Annotated in this window: 14 protein-coding genes; 5 read left to right on the top strand and 9 right to left on the bottom strand. The window is 72.5% G+C overall.

Features of this window, described 5'->3' with window-relative positions:
- Positions 1-170 precede the first annotated feature (170 nt).
- Entirely contained in the window at positions 171-320 is a 150-nt protein-coding gene (locus ACFY0O_RS19420) for a hypothetical protein (RefSeq protein WP_388947904.1), read from the bottom strand.
- A gap of 637 nt (positions 321-957) precedes the next feature.
- Between ACFY0O_RS19420 and ACFY0O_RS19425 the strand changes: the two genes are divergently transcribed.
- On the top strand, positions 958-1,467 hold the full coding sequence (locus tag ACFY0O_RS19425) for an AAA family ATPase (RefSeq protein ID WP_388947906.1): 510 nt from the start codon (positions 958-960) through the stop codon (positions 1,465-1,467).
- Between the two features lie 234 nt (positions 1,468-1,701).
- Here the strand turns inward: ACFY0O_RS19425 and ACFY0O_RS19430 are convergent, their stop codons facing one another.
- Positions 1,702-2,103 carry a winged helix-turn-helix transcriptional regulator gene (locus ACFY0O_RS19430; protein WP_388947907.1) on the bottom strand — a complete coding sequence of 134 codons (402 nt, stop codon included), beginning with the start codon at positions 2,101-2,103 and terminating at the stop codon, positions 1,702-1,704.
- A 59-nt stretch (positions 2,104-2,162) separates the two neighbouring features.
- Between ACFY0O_RS19430 and ACFY0O_RS19435 the strand changes: the two genes are divergently transcribed.
- Positions 2,163-2,768, top strand: a complete 606-nt coding sequence (locus ACFY0O_RS19435; protein WP_388947909.1) for an NAD(P)-dependent oxidoreductase — start codon at positions 2,163-2,165, stop codon at positions 2,766-2,768.
- Positions 2,765-3,202 (top strand): nitroreductase/quinone reductase family protein, encoded by a 438-nt coding sequence (locus ACFY0O_RS19440; RefSeq protein ID WP_388947911.1) that lies wholly within the window; start codon positions 2,765-2,767, stop codon positions 3,200-3,202. The genes ACFY0O_RS19435 and ACFY0O_RS19440 overlap by 4 nt, the downstream gene beginning before the upstream one ends.
- A gap of 29 nt (positions 3,203-3,231) precedes the next feature.
- Here the strand turns inward: ACFY0O_RS19440 and ACFY0O_RS19445 are convergent, their stop codons facing one another.
- Both ACFY0O_RS19445 and ACFY0O_RS19450 read right to left on the bottom strand, forming a co-directional pair.
- Positions 3,232-4,176 (bottom strand): DMT family transporter, encoded by a 945-nt coding sequence (locus ACFY0O_RS19445; protein WP_388947912.1) that lies wholly within the window; start codon positions 4,174-4,176, stop codon positions 3,232-3,234.
- 77 nt (positions 4,177-4,253) lie between these two features.
- Positions 4,254-4,988 carry an ArsR/SmtB family transcription factor gene (locus ACFY0O_RS19450; protein ID WP_388947914.1) on the bottom strand — a complete coding sequence of 245 codons (735 nt, stop codon included), beginning with the start codon at positions 4,986-4,988 and terminating at the stop codon, positions 4,254-4,256.
- A 145-nt stretch (positions 4,989-5,133) separates the two neighbouring features.
- Here ACFY0O_RS19450 and ACFY0O_RS19455 point away from each other — a divergent pair, with 145 nt between their 5' ends.
- Together ACFY0O_RS19455 and ACFY0O_RS19460 are read left to right on the top strand one after the other, a co-directional pair.
- Positions 5,134-6,705, top strand: coding sequence for an FMN-binding glutamate synthase family protein (locus ACFY0O_RS19455; protein ID WP_388947916.1), 1,572 nt, complete (start codon positions 5,134-5,136; stop codon positions 6,703-6,705).
- Between the two features lie 63 nt (positions 6,706-6,768).
- Entirely contained in the window at positions 6,769-8,496 is a 1,728-nt protein-coding gene (locus tag ACFY0O_RS19460) for a thiamine pyrophosphate-dependent enzyme (RefSeq protein ID WP_388947918.1), read from the top strand.
- Between the two features lie 28 nt (positions 8,497-8,524).
- Here ACFY0O_RS19460 and ACFY0O_RS19465 read toward each other — a convergent pair whose 3' ends face one another.
- The 5 genes from ACFY0O_RS19465 to ACFY0O_RS19485 form a co-directional block, all read right to left on the bottom strand.
- A complete protein-coding gene (locus ACFY0O_RS19465; RefSeq protein ID WP_388947920.1) occupies positions 8,525-9,328 on the bottom strand; it encodes a phosphatase PAP2 family protein in 804 nt (267 codons plus the stop codon).
- A gap of 36 nt (positions 9,329-9,364) precedes the next feature.
- Positions 9,365-10,345, bottom strand: coding sequence for a YihY/virulence factor BrkB family protein (locus tag ACFY0O_RS19470; RefSeq protein ID WP_388947922.1), 981 nt, complete (start codon positions 10,343-10,345; stop codon positions 9,365-9,367).
- 7 nt (positions 10,346-10,352) lie between these two features.
- The gene (locus ACFY0O_RS19475; protein ID WP_388947924.1) at positions 10,353-12,137 is read right to left on the bottom strand and encodes a diacylglycerol kinase family protein; all 1,785 of its coding nucleotides are present in this window, start codon (positions 12,135-12,137) and stop codon (positions 10,353-10,355) included.
- Positions 12,138-12,279: 142 nt separating this feature from the next.
- Positions 12,280-14,721, bottom strand: a complete 2,442-nt coding sequence (locus ACFY0O_RS19480; RefSeq protein WP_388947926.1) for a SpoIIE family protein phosphatase — start codon at positions 14,719-14,721, stop codon at positions 12,280-12,282.
- Positions 14,722-14,788: 67 nt separating this feature from the next.
- Positions 14,789-19,360 carry a HAMP domain-containing protein gene (locus ACFY0O_RS19485; protein WP_388947928.1) on the bottom strand — a complete coding sequence of 1,524 codons (4,572 nt, stop codon included), beginning with the start codon at positions 19,358-19,360 and terminating at the stop codon, positions 14,789-14,791.
- Between the last annotated feature and the right edge of the window lies 1 nt (position 19,361).

A 19,361-nucleotide genomic window follows, 5' to 3' on the forward strand; every position in this document is an offset into this window, starting at 1 on the left:
TTCCTCGTTTCGATGGTGTCGCTCATATGACCGACGGAACCGAGCGAAGTCATCGCTCCCACTGCCGTGGCCTGGATCACATGCGGGCGGGGGGTGGCGCCCCCAGCGTGCTGGCGGGGCCGCGGTGGGGTCAGGGGCGCAGGGTGAACAGGTGGCGGGGGTCTGTCCGTTCAGGGGGAAATCGTCGGTGATCTTGACGAGGTCAGGGCGGTGTCCATGTCGAGCTCGCCTGCCACGAGCAGCACGATGTGGCTGGTGCGCGTGAAGACGTCGAGGGTCAGGGCGGGCATCATCTCGGCCGCCGTTCTGTAGGAGCCCATCACGGTCGGCTCCCGACAAGGGCTGCGGAGGAGGCCGTCAAGAGTCCGGCATGGTGCCGGGCAGCAGCCGAGCGAGACCACCCGCACCCTCCGATAGCCACCTCCGGGTGGCCGGCTGGTAGCGCGGGGTCTCCCACAAGACCAGGCTGGATACCCCGCACCTACCCAAAACACGAAACCCGCACGCGCGTCCGAAAGTCCGGCCACCGCCGCAGGTCGGGGCCGGCGGTGGCCGGGCACCGGCATGCCGCAGGCGCGGGCAGGGCAGGCACCGGGCCCGGCCCACCCGCGAGGCCCCCAGGAGGGAACGATGGTAGACCCCGCACCACGGCACTGCCCGTGCCAGGGCAGCCGCGCAGCAGCCCGCGCCCGCCAGGAACTACGCCGGTTCCTCGACGATGCCGCGGCCTGCGGACACCAGCCGCCGCGGCTCCGGGCCCCGGACCCGGGCGGGAGAGCCGGCGGGTGGGGGTGGGGTGGTGGCCGGCCGCCCGGCCGGACCGTTCCCCGAACTCCGGTGGTGGCACTCCCGCTGGTGCCGGCCCCGGGACTCGGCCGAGCGGTCCTCTCCCCCGGCCGGCTGCGCTCCCGGCGCAGCTGCCAGCCCGGTGTTTGCGATGGCCTCTAGGGTGGGGAGATGCAGATCATTCTGGTGAGCGGGCCCTCGGGATCCGGGAAGACGACCGTCGCGCGCATCCTGGCCCAGAGCAGGCTCGCGCCCAGCGTGCATCTCCATACGGACGACTTCTATGCGGCGATCAAGCAGGGAGCGCTGGCGCCGTACCTGCCGGAGGCGGACGAGCAGAACCGGACCGTCACCGGGGTGATCGCCCGAGCCGCCGCCGGCTACGCCGCCGGGGGTTACCACACGGTGGTCGACGGGGTGGTCGGGCCGTGGTTCCTGGAGGCCTACGAGAAGGCGGCGAAGGCCGCAGGTGTCGAACTCGTCTACGTGGTGCTGCGGCCCGAGCGGGAAGTCGCGCTTGATCGCGGGACGCGCCGGTCTCAGCACCCGCTCACCGACCGGCAGATCCTCAGCCAGATATACGACGGCTTCACCGACCTGGGGCCGTACGAGAAGAACGTCCTGGACTCCACCCACCTCACCGCGGAGGAGACGGCAGACGCCGTGCTCCAACTTCGTTGAGACTGCTCCAGCCTCGCTGGGACAGGGACCAGTGCGGCTGAGTGGAACCAGGCCCGGGGCCGAGGTCCGTCGGCGGGCCTACTGGCGGTGTTCCGCGCGGAGACCGTGCGGCAGTTGGCCGATGTGGTCGGCGGTTGGCAAACACGTCCGGCTGCTCGTCGACGGCCTGGGCGCGACCGGGGTGCTGACGCCGACCAAAGGTCGGACGCGGCAGGGCGGCGGGATCCCGCGTGCTCAGTGCCCCGGCTGTGCGGGCCCCGACAGGGGCGCCTCCTGCGCGTCGATCAGCTCGTCCCAGTGCTCCTGCGTCCATTGGCACGCCGCGTCCAGCTGGCCCAGCAGGCCGCGGCCCAGCGGTGTCAGGGCGTACTCGACCCGGCGCTCCGCTCCCCCGTGCTCCTGCCGTGCGACGAAGCCGCTCTGTTCCAGTCTGCGCAGGGACTGCGTCAGCGACTTGGCCGTCACTCCGCGCAGCGGGACCTTGAGTTCGGAGAACCGGCGGGGGCCGTCCTCAAGGCAGCGCAGGATCAGCGCGGCCCACTTGTCGCCCACGCGGAACGGCACCAGCGTCGAAGGGCAGACGGGGTCGAACATCTCCGGGTCCAGGGGGGCCCGTTCGGTCTGCGGCATTTTCATGATCCACACCGTAGGGCGGTATCCGTTCGGAAACCAGCCCCCGTCCTACGCTCAGGTCCATGGAAACGAAGAGCAGCAGGATCATCGTGTTCGGGGCCCGCGGGCGGGTCGGCAGGGCGGCCGTGGCAGAGGCCCGGCGGCGGGGCCATGAGGTGACGGCGGTCGGGCGGGCCGACGGGGACGTCGCGGACCCGGCGGTCGTGGCGCGGCTGGCGGCCGGGCACGACGCGGCGATCGTCGCCGTCTACGACCCCGCGGCGCCCGCGGGCACGTTCTTCCCCACCGTCGCACGCGCCCTCGCCCAGGGGCTGTCGGCGGCCGGGGTGGAGCGGCTGGTATCGGTCGGGCTGGCCTCCGTGCTGCCGACCGCGTCGGGGGAGCTGTTGATGGACACGGCCGGATACCCGCAGGAGTGGAGGGAGTTCTACCTCGGCCACGGCGCCGGCAGCGAGGCACTGCGGGAAGCCGCGCCCGCGGAGCTGGACTGGGTGGTGTTGAGCCCGGCAGGGGACTTCGACCACGAGGGCGAGCCCTCAGGCGGTTACGTCCTCGCTCCGGCCGCCGCCGACAGCCGGATCGCGCCCGCGGACTTCGCCCGCGCACTGCTGGACGAGATCAAGACCCCGACCCTGCACCGGACGCATGCGGGGGTGGCCGCCGCATGAGCGACACGGTTCACGACAGCCCCGCCCCCTGGGTCGCCGACCACATCCGCCGGTTCGAGGAGACGGGTGGTCGGCCCCGCCCGGGGGTGGCCGACCTGCTCCTGACCACCCGCGGCCGCAGGTCCGGCCTGCTGCGCCGCACCGCGCTCGCGTACGTCCGCAGCGGGGAGGCGTACGTCCTGACGGCGTCCAACGCGGGAGCGGACCGTCACCCCGCCTGGTACCTGAACCTGTTGGCCGATCCGGACGTCACCCTCCACGTCGGCACGGACACCCTCCGGGCGACGGCCCGGCCGGCCACCGCCGAAGAGGCGGCCCGCCTGTGGCCGGCGGTGGTGGCCTCGATGCCCTCCTACGCGGCCTACCGGAGCGCCACCACCCGGGAGATCCCCCTGGTCCTGGTCACCCCCACCAAGCACGCCGACCATCCGTAACCTGGCGGTCGGGCGGAGCAGCTGCCGGGTCAGCCCGCGCGGCCCGTCCCGGGGACCAGCAGCGCTCCGCGGCGGCCGGCCGTGCGGGGGCGGTAGCGGGAGACGGCCACCCCGGTCAGGCACAACAGGCCGCCCAGCAGGGTCAGCCAGGCCGGAACCTCCCCCAGGAGGATCCAGCTCAGGGCGACGACGATGGCCGGTACGGCGTACGTGGTCGCGCCCAGCTTTCCGGCGGGCATCCGCGCGAGGGCGTAGGTCCAGGTGGTGAAGGCGAGGGCGGTCGGGACCACGCCCAGGTAGACCATGTTCAGGGTCGCCGGGAGCGGGGCCCGGGGGACCTCGGCCACCAGCTGCCCGGTGAAGGGCAGGCAGGCCACGGCGCCGGTGAGGCAGCTGAACGTGGTGATCTGCAGGGGCGTGCCGGAGGAGAGGGCGGGCTTCTGCGCGACGACGCCCGTCGCGTAGGCGACCGCCGCGAGGAGGCACAGCGCCACTCCGAGCAGGGAGGTGGAGCCGTCGCCGCCGGAGGACATCGACAGGCCGACGACCACGGCGCCGGCGAAGGAGACGGCCATGCCCGTGAGCAGGCGTGGCGGCAGGGCCTCACCGAGCAGGCGCGCGGCGAGGAGCGCCATCAGGATGGGCCCGGTGTTGACGAGCAGGGAGGCGGTGCCGGCGTCGACGAGGCGCTCGCCCCAGTTCAGCGCGACCGTGTAGCCGGCGAACCAGACGAGTCCGGAGAGCAGGATGCCGCGCCGGGCACCGCGCGGGGGCAGGCCCTCGCGGCGCAGGAGGAGCAGCGTCACGAGGGTCAGCGAGGCGGCGAGCAACCGGCCGAGGGCGAGCGCCCCCGGCGAGTAGGCCGCTCCCGCACTGCGGATGGAGACGAAGGCGGACGCCCAGGCGAACACCGTGAAGCAGACGGCGCCGCCGGTGAGGAGGCCGGGCGGCAGGGCACGCTGAGAGGTCTTCATGACTCTGACCCTACACCCAATAGTTCGGCATCCACCGAAGTATTTCTTCTGAAAGTTCGCGGCTGGGTCGCCAGACCCTAGCTCCAGGCCTCCGGGGTGAGCCCCAGCAGTTCCCCGAAGGCCTCCTCCCCCGCTCCCGTCACCAGCAGGCCCCGGCCGCCGCCCTCCGGCCGGACCACCCAGCCCTCCCCCAGGGCCCGCGCGCACAGCCGCGCCCCGACGAGGCCGCCCAGGTGGCGGCGGCGCTCGGTCCAGTCCAGGCAGGAGCTCGCGAGCGGCCGGCGGCCGGCGCCGGCCGTGTCGACGCCCGCCCGGCGGCACCAGTCCAGTCCGGCCGCGGTCAGCTCGAAGACGGCGTCCGTGCGCAGCAGCCCCCGCTCCTCCATCGCGTCCGTGACCGCCATCCCGAGCCGGCCCGCGAAGTGGTCGTAGCAGGTGCGGGCCCGGGCCAGCGGGTCGGGCGCGGCCACCACCGGCACGGCGTGCGCCGCGTCCCGGCCCGGTACGGCGTAGCAGGCCAGTTCGTCCACCAGGCGGGCGGTGGCCGCGTCGGCGATGCGCACGTAGCTGTGCCGCCCCTGGCGTTCGGTCACGCAGATCCCGGCGTCGATCAGCCGGGTCAGGTGCCCGCTGACGGTGGAGGGGGCGACCCCGGTGGTCCTGGCCAGCTCGCCCGCGGTCCAGGCGCGGCCCTCCAGCAGGGTCATGCAGATGGCGGCCCGGGTCTCGTCGGCCAGGGCGGCGGCCAGCGAGGCGAGCCGCGCGGCGGGGGCCGGGGACTCCGCCGGTCCGGGAGCAGAGGTGTGATCCATGCTTCCAGAGTGCCTCATCGTTTCGGCGGATGACGAATGATGGGCCGTTTCGTTTCCGTCTCGGCCGCCTCCCAGGGCGGGTGCCGGACCGCATGCGTGCAGGTCGTCCGGGCATGTGCGCGGTGTGATGACGAAGCTCAAGGTGATGACGTTCGCACTGCCCGGCGTGCTCGCGGCCGGCGCTGTCGGTGCGGCGGTGGCGTTCTCCGCGTGGTGGTGGGTGCCGGCCGTCCCGATGGTCCTCCTGGTGGCCCTGGCGGTCCGGGACGTGAGCCAGCGCAAGCACTCCGTCCTGCGCAACTATCCGGTCCTCGGCCATTTCCGGTTCGCCCTGGAAGCTCTGCGGCCCGAACTCCAGCAGTACTTCATCGAGCGGAACTTCGACGGCCGTCCCTTCGACCGCGACATCCGCAGCATCGTCTACGAACGCGCCAAGGGGACCGACGCCGAGGAGCCGTTCGGCACGGAACGGGACCTGTACCGGGCGGGCGCCGAGTACCTCGTGCCGTCCATGGCTCCACGGCCGGTCGCCGAAACCCCGCCGCGGGTCAGGGTCGGCGGCCCCGACTGCGGCCGCCCCTACGACATGGCGCTGCTCAACGTGTCCGCCATGAGCTTCGGCTCGCTGTCGGCACAAGCGGTCACGGCGCTCAACACCGGTGCCCTGCGCGGTGGTTTCGCCCACGACACCGGCGAGGGCGGTCTGTCCGAACACCACCTGGGGCCGGGCGGCGACCTGGTCTGGGAGATCGGTACGGGGTACTTCGGCTGCCGCACCCCGGACGGCCGCTTCGACGAGAGGCAGTTCGCCGAGAAGGCCGCGCACGAGCAGGTGAAGTGCCTCTCGCTGAAGCTGAGCCAGGGCGCCAAGCCCGGTATCGGCGGGGTCCTGCCCGGGGCGAAGGTCAACGCCGAGATCGCGGCGGTCCGCGGGGTGCCCGAAGGGGTCACCGTGGTGTCGCCGCCCTACCACACGGCGTTCTCCACGCCCCGCGGCCTGGTCCGCTTCCTGGCGCGGATGCGGGAGCTCGCGGACGGCAAGCCGGTCGGCTTCAAGCTCTGCGTGGGCTCGCGCAGGGAGTTCCTCGCGGTGTGCAAGGCCATGCTGGACGAGGGCACCACCCCGGACTTCGTCATCGTCGACGGCGCCGAGGGCGGCACCGGCGCGGCGCCCTTGGAGTTCGCCGACCAGGTCGGGCTGCCCCTCACGGAAGGCCTCGTCACCGTCCACAACTCCCTCGTCGGCACGGGCCTGCGCGACCGCGTCAGGATCGGAGTCAGCGGCAAGGTCGCCACCGGGAGCGACCTGGTCAAACGCCTCGCCCAGGGAGCCGACTACGCCAACGCCGCCCGGCCGATGATGTTCGCCCTGGGGTGCATCCAGGCCCAGCGGTGCCACACCAACACCTGCCCCGTCGGAGTCGCCACCCAAGACCCCCGCCGGGCGGCAGCCCTCGACGTGGCGGACAAGGCCGCCCGCGTCCAGCGCTACCAGGAGGCGACCGTCAAGAGCGCCCTGCAGATCATGGCGGCGATGGGCGTCGACGAGCCCCGCCAGCTCCACCCCGGGCTGGTGCTGCACCGCGTCGACCCGCACACCGTCCGCTCCGGCGCCGAGCTCTACGAGTGGCTCTCCGCCGGGCAGCTCCTCGACGGGGCGCCCCGTACCTGGGCCGAGGACTGGACCGCGGCCGACCCGGACCGCTTCGCCGGCTGACCGCCTGTTCCCCCCTCCCCCACAGCCCCACCGTCCCACCACCCCACGACCACAGGAGTGCCCATGACACGCACCGTTGCCCGCGCCATCGTCGACACCCTCAAGGAACTCGACGTCCACCACGTCTTCGGCGTCGTCGGCGACGCGCTCAACCCGCTGACGGACGCCATCCGCACCACCGACGGCATCGAGTGGATCGGCTGCCGCCACGAGGAGGCGGCAGCCTTCGCAGCCGGCGCGCAGGCCCAGCTCTCCGGCCGGCTCGGCGTCTGCATGGGCACCGTCGGCCCCGGCTCCGTCCACCTCCTCAACGGCCTCTACGACGCGGCCAAGAGCCACGCACCCGTCCTCGCCGTCTGCGGCCAGGTCCCGCTCACGGAGATGGGCACCGACTACTTCCAGGAGGTCGACAACGACCAGGTGTTCCGCGACGTCGCCGTCTACCGGGCGACGGTGACCTCGCCGCAGCAGATGCCGCGGATGCTGGAGTCGGCGGTCCGCGCGGCGGTGACGCAGGGCGGTGTGGCGGTCCTGACCGTTCCCGGGGACCTCGGGGACCAGGAGATCGAGGACGACCGTCCGGTGCGCCTGGCCCCGGCCAGGCCCGTGACCCGGCCCGACGACCCCGCGCTCGCCGAGGCCGCACAGCTCGTCAACGCCGGCTCCAAGACCACCCTGCTGGTCGGCCGCGGGGCCCGGGACGCCCGCGAGGAAGTCCTGCGGCTGGCGGAACTCCTCGCCGCGCCCATGGTGCTCACCCTGAAGGCCAAGGAGGGCTTCGAGCACGACAACCCGTTCCAGGTGGGCCAGACCGGGCTGATCGGAAACCCCGCCGCCTCGCACGCCCTCGACACCTGCGACACCCTGGTCATGCTGGGCACCGACTTCCCCTACCGCGACTGGTACCCCTCCGGCTGCAAGGTCGTCCAGATCGACACCCGGCCCGAACACCTGGGCCGCCGGGTCCCGGTGGACGCCGCCCTGACCGGGGACGTCGGAGCCACCCTGCGCGCCCTGCTCCCCCGGCTCGAGGCCTCGTCCGACCGCTCCCACCTCGACGGGGCCCGATCCCGCTTCGATTCCTGGACCGAGGACCAGCTCAAGCTCGCCGACCCGCGCCACGACCGCCGCTGGACCGGCCGGCTGCGCGCACTGGTGGACAACCGGGACCACGACATCCGCCCCGAGGCCCTGGCCCTGGCCGTGGACCGGCACGCCGCCGACGACGCCGTCTTCACCTCCGACACGGGCATGGCCACCGTCTGGCTGTCCCGTTTCGTCACCCTGCGCGGAACGCGGCGGCTGCTCGGCTCCTACAACCTGGGGTCGATGGCGAACGCCATGCCGCAGGCGCTCGGCGCCCAGCTGTGGGCCCCGGGCCGCCAGGTGGTCGCCTTCTGCGGGGACGGCGGCCTGAGCATGCTGCTCGGGGACCTGATGACGATCAAGACGTACCAGCTGCCGGTCAAGCTCGTCCTGTTCGACAACCGGCGCTTGGGGATGGTCAAGCTGGAACAGGAGCAGGCGGGACTGCCCGAGTTCGGCACGGAACTCGACAATCCCGACTTCGCCGCCGTCGCCACCGCCCTCGGCCTGACCGGCATCCGCGTCACCGACCCGGCCGCGCTGGACGACGCCGTGCGCCAGGCGATGGACACACCCGGACCGGTCCTCCTCGACGTGCTGACCAACCCCCGCGAGATCGCCGTCCCCGCCAAGCCCACCGTGGGGCAGGGCTGGGGCTTCGCCATCGCCAAGGTCAAGGAGACCCTCGCCAGCGACCGGGACTGAGGGCCGGCCCCGCGCCGCCGGCGGGTGCTCAGGGGCGCTCCGCAGCGCCCACCGGCGGCTCGGGGTGCTCGGAGCGGATCTCCGGCTCCAGACCCTGCGCGGGCGTGGTGGTGGCCCGGCCGACGTCCACCCGCCAGGCCTCGAAGGCGAGGGTGGTCGCCGTCACCACGGCCAGGCCGAGGAACCAGCCGCCCGCGACGTCGCTGACCCAGTGCACGCCGAGCGCCACCCGCGTGTAGCCGACGCCCACCACCGACACCGCCGCCAGCGCCCACGGCAGCGGACGCCACCCGCGGGGCACCAGCGGCAGCAGCACCAGCAGCAGGACCGCGCAGGAGGTGGTGGCCGTCATGGCGTGCCCGGACGGGAAGGAGAAGCCGGGCGCCTGGGAGACCGGGTCGGGCAGGTGCGGCCGGGCCCGCGCCACGACGTCCTTCACGAGGAGGCCCAGCAGCCCGCTCGCCGTGGCCGTCACGGCGGCCCACAGCGCCAGCCGCAGCGCGCGCCGGACCAGGAGCCACACCACCAGGGCCGCCACGAGCAGCCGCATCGTCACCGGGTCCCACACGACGTGCGTCAGGAAGTCGAGTACCCGCACCCACGCGGGATGCTCCAGTGCCGCGGTGTGCAACCGTCCGGCCGTGCCCCGGTCCAGGCGCAGCAGTGGGGCCCACTGCGACTCGACCAGGACGAGGGCCAGCGCGAACGGTACGGACACCAGGGCGGTCAGGGCCACGGTGGTCAGCAGCCGCACGCCGAACCGGGCGTCGGGGCCGGAGCGGCCGCGGAGGAACCGGGCGGGCGCGCGCCGCGGGGCGGAGGGGCGGGTCATGGTGGTGCCTTCCTTTCAGGGGGGTGCGCCGCGGGCTCAGACGCCGGGGTCCGGGGTGACCGGTTCGCTCACCCCGGCCCGTGCGGCCTCCAGTTGCGCGGCGAAGGCCAGGCCGAGGAACAGGGCCATCGAGGTCAGATAGGACCACAGCAGCAGCGCCACGAAGGCGCTGAGGGGCCCGTACACGGTGGTGAAGGAGCCGCCGGCGCCCACGTAGACGCTCAGTCCCCATGTCGCCAGCAGCCACAGTGCCAGGTACACCCCCGCGCCGAAGGCCAGCCAGGTGTAGCCGGGCTGCCTCCGGCGGGGGGAGAGACGGAAGATCGCACTGGTGGCGAGGAGGGCCAGCAGGACACCCACGGGCCAGCGGAGCAGGTCCCAGGCGTGGACGGGGCCGGGGCCGAGGTGGTAGACCTCCGCGACGGCGCGGCTGAGGTGGGCGCCGAGGACGGTGACGCAGAAGCTGAGCCCGAGGGGCAGGCCGGCCAGCACGGACATGACCAGTCCGCGGGTGTACTTGTGGAGGAACGGCCGGTCGCGTTCCGTCCCGTAGATGCGGTTGGCGCCCCGCTCCACCTGGCACAGGGCGGTGGTCACGTTCACGACGGAGAACAGCAGGCCGAACCAGAGCGCGGCCTGGCTCCCGTCCCCGGACCGGTGCCGGCTCTGTGCCAGGGCCTCGTCCACCACACCCCGGCTAGGGCCGCCGGCCAGTCGCCGGATCGTCAGTTCCGCCAACCGGCCGACGGCCTCCGCGTGAAGGGCTCCGGACAGCCCGATGAAGGCGATGGCGAGCGGGACGATGGCCAGGACCGTCTGCAGGGCCAGCGCCCTGGAGTGGCTGAAGCCGTCGGCGTAGCGGAAGCGGATGAAGGAGTCCCGTACGAGGCTCCAGCCGCAGTGACGGCGCAGCGTGGCGAGGGCTTCCTCCGCGGACAGTTCCTCGCCCTCGACGGCCCGTGCCGCGGAGGCCGCCGCCAGGTCCTGGCGCTGCGGTACGCGTGTGGCGGTACCCATGAACCCCTCACCCCCTGTCGAAGTCCGGTATCCGGCGGGCCGGTTCGCCCTCCGGGGCCGTGCGCGGCCGTACGGTCCGCTCCCGGGGTGCGTAGGGAGTGCGCGGGGGGACCCGGATCAGCAGGGCGCCCGGTTCCACCTCCGCTGTCAGCCGGGTGCCGGCGGCCATGACGTCGCCGTCGAGCTCGCGGGGCTGGGGCCGGGTGAAGCGGATGTCCACGCGCACGGCGCTGAAGTACTCCAGCGCGCCGCCGGCCACCGGGCCTTGGCTGCCGCCGGGGCCGGGGACCGGCCCGCCGGGCAGCATGCGCGCCACGAGGTGGCCCGCCGCCCCGAGCCAGCCTCGGATCCCGCGCGGGTCGAGCAGCACCACCTCCAGCCGGCCGCTGTCGGGGCGGGCGTCGGGCAGCAGGGGGAGTCCGCCCTGCAGGGTGCCGACGTTGCCGATGACGACCATGCGGGCGCGGCGCTCCCGTACGGGGCCGCCGTCGAGCCGGATCGACAGGCGCATGCGGGGGTCGCCCAGGTGGCGGACGGCGGACACGGCGTACGCCGCCCAGCCGAGGCGTCGTTTCACGCGCTCGGAGGCGCCGGCGACCATGGCGGCGTCGAAGCCCGCTCCCGCCATCACCGTGAACCGGGTGGCCCGCGGCCCGTCGCCCAGGACCCGGCCCACGTCGATGTGGGCGGTCTCGCCGGAGAGGGCCGCCTCCAGGGCGGCGGACGGGTCCGTGGGCAGGCGCAGGTTGTGCGCGAGCAGGTTCCCGGTGCCGCAGGGGACGACGGCGAGCGGGATGCCGGTGTGGGCCAGGAGATCGGCGCAGGCGCGGACGGTGCCGTCCCCACCGCAGGCGACCACGAGGGCCGGGTCCTCCTCGTCGATCCGTCGGGCGAGCGCGCCGGCGGGGTGCTCGGCGGAGGTCTTCGTCCACACCGGGTCGGCGTAGCCGTGGCGGCGCAGCGCTTCCCCCACCTGCTCGGCCAGTTGCGGCGCGCAGTGGGGGTGGCGCACCACCACGGCCGGCCGCCGGCCGGGGCCGGGGCGGCTCCGGTACCGGTCGGCGGTCAGGGCGGCGGGGGCGGTGGCCGTGGCACCGGCCGTGTGGCCGGGCGTGCGGGTCCGCACGGGCAGCAGCACCGCGTGGGCCAGGACGAGCAGGGTGCAGGCGCCGTTGAGCAGGCCGCCCACGACGTCGGACGGGTGGTGCATGCCGCGGTAGAGCCGGGAGCACGCCACGAGAACGGGGATGGCGAGCAGGGCGGCGGCCAAGGCGTGCCGCAGGCACGGCCGGCCGGGGCGGTGGCGGAGCACCGCCAGCACGGCGAGACCCCCGAACAGGGCTACGGCCGCGCCGACGTGGCCCGAGGGGAAGCTGGAGGTCGGCGGCGCGGCGTCCAGCTGGGCCACGTTCGGACGCGGCCGCTCCACCAGGAGGGTGACCAGGAGGAAGACCGCCGACTGCGCGGCCACGGCCCCCGCCAGGAACAGCGCCTCCCGCAGCCACCGCCCCCGCGACAGCGCCAGCATGGCGGCGACGGCGAGGACGGTGAGGGCGATGATGCTCGGGGTGCCGGCCAGCAGGGACAGGCACTGCGACAGGGGGAGGGCGGGGCCGCCGCGGTGGGCGGCGAGGCCGCGGTTGACCGCGTCTTCGGCCGCGAGCGGCCACTGGTCCGCCAGCGGACCGGTGACCAGCAGCCCGACGCCGACCATGAGGGCGGTCTGTACGGGCAGCAGCCACAGGAGGCGGAGCCGGCCGGGGGCAGGTACCTCGGGGTGTCCAGGTCTCATTGACGGCGTGTAACCCGCGGCGAGCGGCTCATGCGCCCTGGGTGGGCGGGCGGCCGCCCGGGGTGGCGTCCGCCCGGTCCCTCAGGAGCCCGGATCGACCGGTCGATCACCGATCACCACGCCGGTGGGCCGGTACCTGAGGTCAACGGACCTCGATTCCGATGAGGCAGGTGTCGTCGTCGGTGTCGGAGGCGCTGTACGTCAGCACGCTGTCCAGCCGCTTCTCCAGGGTGTCGGCGGAGCGCGAAGCGACGGTGAGCAGTTGGGCGAGGGAGTCGGTGACGGCGATGTCCCTGCGTTCGACGAGTCCGTCCGTGTACATCAGCAGGATGTCGTCGGCCTCGAGCTGCACCTCCTCCTCCTCGAACGCGGCATCGGGCAGAGCTCCGAGCAGCAAGCCGGCGGTGAGGGGGAACGACTGGGCCTGGGCGTCCCTGATCAGGACGGGTGGCAGATGGCCGGCGCGCGCCCACTGCAGGGTTCGGGTCTCGGGGTCGAAGAGGGCGCAGACGGCGGTGGCGGTGAGGTGGCTGGTGAGGTGGAAGGCGACCCGGTTGAGCCAGGCGAGCAGTTGCGCCGGGCCGGCGCCGGTGACGGCGAGACCGCGGAGGGCGTTGCGGAGCACGACCATACCGGTGGCGGCCTGGATGCCGTGGCCCGCGACATCGCCGACGCTGAGGAGGATCTTGCCGTTGGGCAGGACCACGGCGTCGTACCAGTCGCCGCCGACGAGGGATTGCGATTCGGCGGGTCGGTAGCGCACCGCGATCCGGATGCCGGGTACTTCGAGGGGTGCCGGGGCGGGCGGCATGATCGCGTGTTGCAGTTGGAGGGCGAGGCGGCTGCGGTCGGCGGATTCCGCTTCGGTGTCGGCGAGCTGGTCGCGCGTCGCGGCCAGGGCGACCTCGGTCCAGTGCTGGGAGGACACGTCCTGGCAGGCGCCGCGTACCGCGTAGAGCCGGCCCTGGTCGTCCAGGACGGGCTCGGCCACCATGCGGATGTGACGGGTGATGCCGTCGGGTCGCTGGAGGCGGAATTCCACGGACGATTCGCGCCGGCTGTGCAGGAGAGTGCGCAGGAAGCGCCCGATGGAGTTGACGTCATGGGGGTGGGCGTGGGCGGCGAGATCCTCCAGGGGGAGGGGGGTGGCGGTCATCGGCAGACCGAAGAGGGCGAACAGCTGCTCGTTCCAGCTGATCTCTCCGGTGCGCATGTGCTGTTCGAAACCGCCGACCCGGCCGAGCCGCTGCGCGTGCTGCAGCAGGTTGGCGAGCCGTGCCTTCTCGTCCTCGATCTTCCAGACGAGGAGGAGGGCGGAGCCGTGCCGGCTGATGCGCACGTCGGCGACGGTGGTGAGGGGCACCTCTCCCACGAAGGTGGTCAGGGCGGTGCGCACCGCCTGGCAGGCCTCGCCGGTGGCATAGGTCCTCTCCAGTGCGTCGAAGAGGCCCCCGTCCTCGGCTGCCGCCGGGTAGATCTCGAGGAAGTGGCGGCCGGTGACCATGGAGCGGGGGCGGCCGGCCGGATCGATGAAACCGTTGCTGAGGTGGTGGATGCGGAAGTCCGCGAGATGGCCGTCGCGGTCGAGCACGGGTGCGAGGACGAGGACCGTGTCCTCAAGGTGGTTGGCGAGGTCGGTGAGTTCCGCCAGGGTCGCGTGGTGGGCGGCGTCGGTAGCGTCCGGGATGTTGTGCGGGGACTGTTCTTCGAGGGTGTGGGCGCACAGTTCCGCAAGGGCTTCGAGCTGGCGTGTGATCGCTGCGGACTGCGGGGGCAGGGGTTGGGGCCAGCCGATCTCCAGTACGCCGTGGATGCGTCCTCCGGTCCCCGCGGGGATGACGATGCGGCCCCCGCCGGGGTGCTGGCGCCGTCCGATGGTCGGCAGGCTGGCGTGGGACAGGCTGGTGACGACGGAGAGCTCGCGGTGGGTGAGGGCGAGCCGGGCACACGTGGCGACCTCGGGCGGAACGTAGCGCCAGCGGTCGGCCTCCTCCGGAGTGAAGCCCGCCTGACCGGCCAGGGTGAGCGAGGCGTCGGCTCCCGCGAGCCAGATCGCGACGCCGTGGGCACCGAGCGGGGCGAGCGCGTTTTCGAGGAGGGCCTCGGCGACGGCCGGTGTGTCGTCTGCCGCCAGGGCGCGGCTCTCCGCGGTCCGCAGCCGGACCGCCGGCGCCGCCTCGGAGGCCTGCTCGGCGACGGCGGTGGCGAGGAATTCCTGCGCCACCTCGCTGACGCGGTCACGCGCGGACTGGTTGATGATGTCCACGGCGAGGGCGAGCAAGGTGGTGCCGGACTGTTCGGCGAGCTTGGCCAACTGGCGGGACGCCTCTACGGGTCCGCATCCCAGGCGGCCGACGAGGATTCCCTTGGCCAGTTCCAGAAGCGCGCGGCCGTCGGCCGCGGACTGGGCTTCCAGCGCCTCCTCGCGCAGGCGCTCGACGGTCGCGGCGAGACGGCCGCCCTCCGTCCCGGAGGGGGCGGGGGCGGACCGGGTCGGCAGGGGTCCGTCGTTTTCGGCCCCCTTGGGGGTGTCGGGTGTGGCGTTGTCCTCCGCGGGGGCGGAGATGGCGTCCGGCTGGGACACCGTGTGATCGTCAGGAGTGATGTTCACCGTGTGGTCGCCAATTCCTCAGAGGGGTGGCCAGGGGCGGTCAGGCGCGGGTGGCGTCTGAGGTGCTACGGGGCGGAAGCCACCGGCGGAGTCGGGTGATGAGGTCGTTGGCGTCGACGGGCTTGGTGACGTAGTCGTTCGCGCCGGAGGCCAGGCTCTTGTCGCGGTCTCCCGGCATGGCCTTCGCGGTGACGGAGATGATGGGCAGATCAGTGTATTCGGGCATGCGCCTGATCTCGGTGGTTGCCGCGTAGCCGTCCAGTTCCGGCATCATCACGTCCATCAGGACAAGGTCGATTCCCTGGGTCTGGGTGAGGGTTTCGATGCCCCTGCGGCCGTTCTCGGCGTGCAGGACGTGCATGCCGTGCAGTTCCAGGATCCCGCTGATGGCGTAGAGGTTGCGGGGGTCGTCGTCGACGACGAGGACCGACCGGCCGGCGAGGCTGGCGTCGACGACGGCGTGCTCGGTGACGGTGTGGCTGTCGGCGTGCACGAGTGTGGGGACGTCGCCCGGCCGCTCCGCCGACAAGTGCAGCGCGATGCGCTCGCGGAGCTCGTCCAGGCTGGAGAGCACCTGTAGCGGCAGAGCGGTGGCGTGCTCGGCGACTTCTGCCTGCTGCTCCCTGGTCATACGCCGGTTGTCGTGGGCGAGGACGGGCAGGGAGGCGGTGGCGCCGTCCCCTCCGAGGGCTTGGAGGAAGCGCAGTCCTTCCCCGTCGGATCCGAGTTCGAGCACCACGCAGTGGAAGGGTGCCTGTGCCAGTGCGGCTGCCGCGTCCGCCGCGGTGACGGCGGTGACGACCTCGGCCCGGTCGGCCGGGACGGCCACCGCTCGTCCTGCGGTGAGGTCCCCTGCCGCGCTTTCGGCGACCAGGCTGAGCAGACCGTTGCTGCGCTGCTCGACGACCAGAATGCGGCGCGGATGACGCTGTGCTTCGAGGGCGGCCTGCCCGGCGGCGCCGGCCGACTGCTCGAGCTCCGAGCCGGCGGGCTCCGCGCTGCCGGGGCCGGCCGTCGCCCCTCCGGCGATTTCGCGTCCTGAGACGGGGAGGTACAGGGTGAAGGTGGAGCCCTTGCCGACCTCGCTGCGGGCGGTGACGGCGCCGCCCAGGAGGCGGGCGATCTCCCGGGTGATGGACAGGCCCAGGCCGGTGCCGCCGTACTTGCGGCTGGTGGTGCCGTCGGCCTGCTGGAATGCCGCGAAGATGGCTTCCAGCTGCTGCTCGGCGATCCCGATGCCGCTGTCGATCACACGGAACGCGACCACGGACCCGGCCTGGGCCAGCTCGTCGGGGAGCTCCGCCGAACTCGCGGGTTCGATCTTGACGTGAACGCGGCCGCGCTCGGTGAACTTCACCGCGTTGGACAGCAGGTTGCGCAGGATCTGCTGGAGGCGGGCGTCGTCGGTCAGCAGGTCCACGGGCACGCCAGGCGCGGTGGTGATGGCGAACTCAAGGCCCTTTTGGCTGGTCAGCGGCCGGAAGGAGGCTTCCAGGTAGTTGAGGAGCTGCTTGAGGGAGACCCGCTCGAGGTTCACGTCCATCTTGCCCGCCTCGACCTTCGACAGGTCGAGGATGTCGTTGATGAGCTGGAGCAGGTCGGAGCCGGCCGAGTGGATGATGCCCGCGTACTCGACCTGCTTGGGCGTCAGGTTGCGGCTGGGGTTCTGCGCGAGCAACTGGGCGAGGATGAGCAGGCTGTTGAGCGGGGTGCGCAGTTCGTGGCTCATGTTCGCCAGGAACTCCGACTTGTACTTGGAGGCCAGCGACAACTGCTTCGCCCGGTCCTCCAGTTCCTGGCGGGCCTGCTCGATCTCCAGGTTCTTGGCCTCGATGTCGCTGTTCTGGCTGGCGAGGAGGGCGGCCTTCTCCTCCAGTTCGGCGTTGGAGCGCTGCAGTTCCTCCTGCTGGACCTGCAGCTCCTCCGAGCGGGCCTGGAGCTCTGCCGTGAGCCGCTGGGACTCGCCGAGAAGCTCGTCCGTGCGGGCGTTGGCGACGATCGTGTTGACGTTGACGCCGATGGTCTCCATCAGGCGGCCCAGGAAGTCGCGGTGCACAGGACTGAACGGAGCGAAGGAGGCGAGCTCGATGACGCCCAGGACCTGGTCCTCCACGACGATGGGCAGAACGATGAGATGGGCGGGCGTCGCTCGTCCGAGCCCGGACGAGATCAAGTAGCCGGCCGGCACGTTGTCGGTGGTGAGGATGCGGCGGCTGCGGGCCGCCTGTCCCACCAGCGTCTCGCCCTGTCCGACCCGCGCGGCGGCGGGGCTCTCCACCGGCCGCCCGAAGGAACCGATCAGCGTGAAGCCCGCCTGGCCGTCGATCTCCTCACCGAGGTAGAAGGCGCCGTAGCTGGCGTCGACCAGCGGCGTCAGCTCGTCCATGACGAGCTCGGCGACGGCCGCGAGGTCGCGGTGGCCCTGCATCAGGCCGGAGATCTGGGCGAGGTTCGACTTGAGCCAGTCCTGCTCCTGGTTCGCCCGCGTGGTCTCGCGCAGGGAGCCGACCATGGAGTTGATGTTGTCCTTGAGTTCGGCGACCTCGCCGGAGGCGTCGACCGTGATCGATCGGGTCAGGTCGCCCTCGGCGACCGCGCTGGCGACTTCGGCGATGGCCCGTACCTGCCGGGTGAGGTTCCCGGCCAGCTCGTTGACGTTCTCGGTGAGCCGCTTCCAGGTGCCAGAGACCCCTTCGACCTCGGCCTGGCCGCCGAGGCGGCCCTCGCTGCCGACCTCACGGGCGACGCGGGTGACCTCGGCGGCGAAGGAGGACAGCTGGTCGACCATGGTGTTGATGGTGGTCTTCAGCTCCAGGATCTCGCCGCGGGCGTCCACGTCGATCTTCTTCGACAGGTCGCCGTTGGCGACGGCGGTCGTGACGAGGGCGATGTTGCGGACCTGGCCGGTGAGGTTGTTCGCCATGGAGTTGACGTTGTCGGTGAGGTCCTTCCAGGTGCCCGCCACGTTGGGCACCCGGGCCTGGCCGCCGAGGCGGCCCTCGGTACCCACCTCGCGGGCCACGCGCGTGACCTCGTCGGCGAACGCGGACAGTGTGTCGACCATGGTGTTGATGACGCCGGCCAGAGCGGCGACCTCGCCCTTGGCCTCCACCGTGATCTTCTGCGACAGGTCGCCCCGGGCCACGGCAGTCGCCACCTGGGCGATGGAGCGCACCTGCCCGGTCAGGTTGGAGGCCATGACGTTGACGTTGTCGGTGAGGTCCTTCCAGGTGCCGGAGACCCCTCGGACCGTGGCCTGGCCGCCCAGGTTGCCCTCGGTGCCGACCTCGCGGGCCACGCGCGTCACCTCGTCGGCGAACGCGGACAGCTGGTCGACCATCGTGTTGATGGTCTCCTTCAGCTCCAGGATCTCCCCGCGGGCGTCCACCCGGATCTTCTGCGTCAGATCGCCCTGGGCCACGGCGGTGGTGACCTCGGCGATCGAACGGACCTGGGCGGTCAGGTTGTCCGCCATGAAGTTGACCGAGTCGGTCAGATCGCGCCAGGTTCCCGAGACGCCCTTCACGTCCGCCTGCCCGCCGAGGCGGCCGTCCGTGCCCACCTCGCGGGCCACGCGCGTCACCTCGTCGGCGAACGCGGACAGCTGGTCGACCATCGTGTTGATCGTGGTCTTCAGCTCCAGGATCTCGCCCCGCGCGTCCACCCGGACCTTCTGCGAAAGGTCGCCCTGCGCCACGGCGGTCGCCACCTGGGCGATGGAGCGCACCTGGGAGGTGAGGTTCCCGGCCATGAAGTTCACCGAGTCGGTCAGGTCGCGCCAGGTACCGGAGACGCCCTTCACGTCCGCCTGCCCGCCGAGGATGCCCTCCGTGCCCACCTCGCGGGCCATGCGCGTGACTTCACCCGCGAACGCGGACAGCTGGTCGACCATCGTGTTGATGGTGTTCTTCAGCTCCAGGATCTCCCCGCGGGCGTCGACGGCGATCTTCTGGGAGAGGTCTCCCTTGGCGACCGCGGTGGTCACCTGGGCGATGTTGCGGACCTGGTCGGTGAGGTTGCCGGCCATGAAGTTCACCGAGTCGGTGAGGTCACGCCACACTCCGCCCACTCCGGGCACCTCGGCCTGGCCCCCGAGGCGGCCCTCGCTGCCCACCTCACGGGCGACGCGCGTGACTTCGGCGGCGAACGAGGACAGCTGGTCCACCATAGTGTTGACGGTGTCCTTCAGCTCCAGGATCTCGCCCCGGGCAGCCACGTCGATCTTCTGCGAGAGGTCGCCGCGCGCCACCGCCGTCGCCACTTGCGCGATGTCGCGGACCTGGGTGGTGAGGTTGCCGGCCATGGCGTTCACCGAGTCCGTCAGATCCGCCCAGGTACCCGACACTCCCGGTACCTCGGCCTGACCGCCCAGCGTGCCCTCGGTGCCGACCTCACGGGCGACGCGGGTGACCTCGGACGTGAACAGCGACAGCTGGTCGACCATCCCGTTGAAGACGGTGGCGATCTCCCCGAGAAGGCCGTCGGCCTCATCAGGGAGGCGGGTACCGAAGTCCCCGTCGCGCACCGCCGTCAGGCCGGCCAGGAGCTGCCGCAGCTCCGGCTCGCCGACCTCCCCCGTCGTCGCCTGTGACGAACCAGCCGTCCTGGCCATA

Origin of the sequence: Streptomyces sp. NPDC001594, assembly GCF_042893675.1 — a bacterium.
Lineage (GTDB): Bacteria > Actinomycetota > Actinomycetes > Streptomycetales > Streptomycetaceae > Streptomyces.

Excerpts from the sequence above, each read along its gene's own strand:
- ACFY0O_RS19420 (WP_388947904.1), bottom strand. The coding sequence starts at position 320 with ATGGGCTCCTACAGAACGGCGGCCGAGATGATGCCCGCCCTGACCCTC.
- ACFY0O_RS19425 (WP_388947906.1), top strand. The coding sequence starts at position 958 with ATGCAGATCATTCTGGTGAGCGGGCCCTCGGGATCCGGGAAGACGACC.
- ACFY0O_RS19430 (WP_388947907.1), bottom strand. The coding sequence starts at position 2,103 with ATGAAAATGCCGCAGACCGAACGGGCCCCCCTGGACCCGGAGATGTTC.
- ACFY0O_RS19435 (WP_388947909.1), top strand. The coding sequence starts at position 2,163 with ATGGAAACGAAGAGCAGCAGGATCATCGTGTTCGGGGCCCGCGGGCGG.
- ACFY0O_RS19440 (WP_388947911.1), top strand. The coding sequence starts at position 2,765 with ATGAGCGACACGGTTCACGACAGCCCCGCCCCCTGGGTCGCCGACCAC.
- ACFY0O_RS19445 (WP_388947912.1), bottom strand. The coding sequence starts at position 4,176 with ATGAAGACCTCTCAGCGTGCCCTGCCGCCCGGCCTCCTCACCGGCGGC.
- ACFY0O_RS19450 (WP_388947914.1), bottom strand. The coding sequence starts at position 4,988 with ATGGATCACACCTCTGCTCCCGGACCGGCGGAGTCCCCGGCCCCCGCC.
- ACFY0O_RS19455 (WP_388947916.1), top strand. The coding sequence starts at position 5,134 with ATGACGTTCGCACTGCCCGGCGTGCTCGCGGCCGGCGCTGTCGGTGCG.
- ACFY0O_RS19460 (WP_388947918.1), top strand. The coding sequence starts at position 6,769 with ATGACACGCACCGTTGCCCGCGCCATCGTCGACACCCTCAAGGAACTC.
- ACFY0O_RS19465 (WP_388947920.1), bottom strand. The coding sequence starts at position 9,328 with ATGACCCGCCCCTCCGCCCCGCGGCGCGCGCCCGCCCGGTTCCTCCGC.
- ACFY0O_RS19470 (WP_388947922.1), bottom strand. The coding sequence starts at position 10,345 with ATGGGTACCGCCACACGCGTACCGCAGCGCCAGGACCTGGCGGCGGCC.
- ACFY0O_RS19475 (WP_388947924.1), bottom strand. The coding sequence starts at position 12,137 with ATGAGACCTGGACACCCCGAGGTACCTGCCCCCGGCCGGCTCCGCCTC.
- ACFY0O_RS19485 (WP_388947928.1), bottom strand. The coding sequence starts at position 19,360 with ATGGCCAGGACGGCTGGTTCGTCACAGGCGACGACGGGGGAGGTCGGC.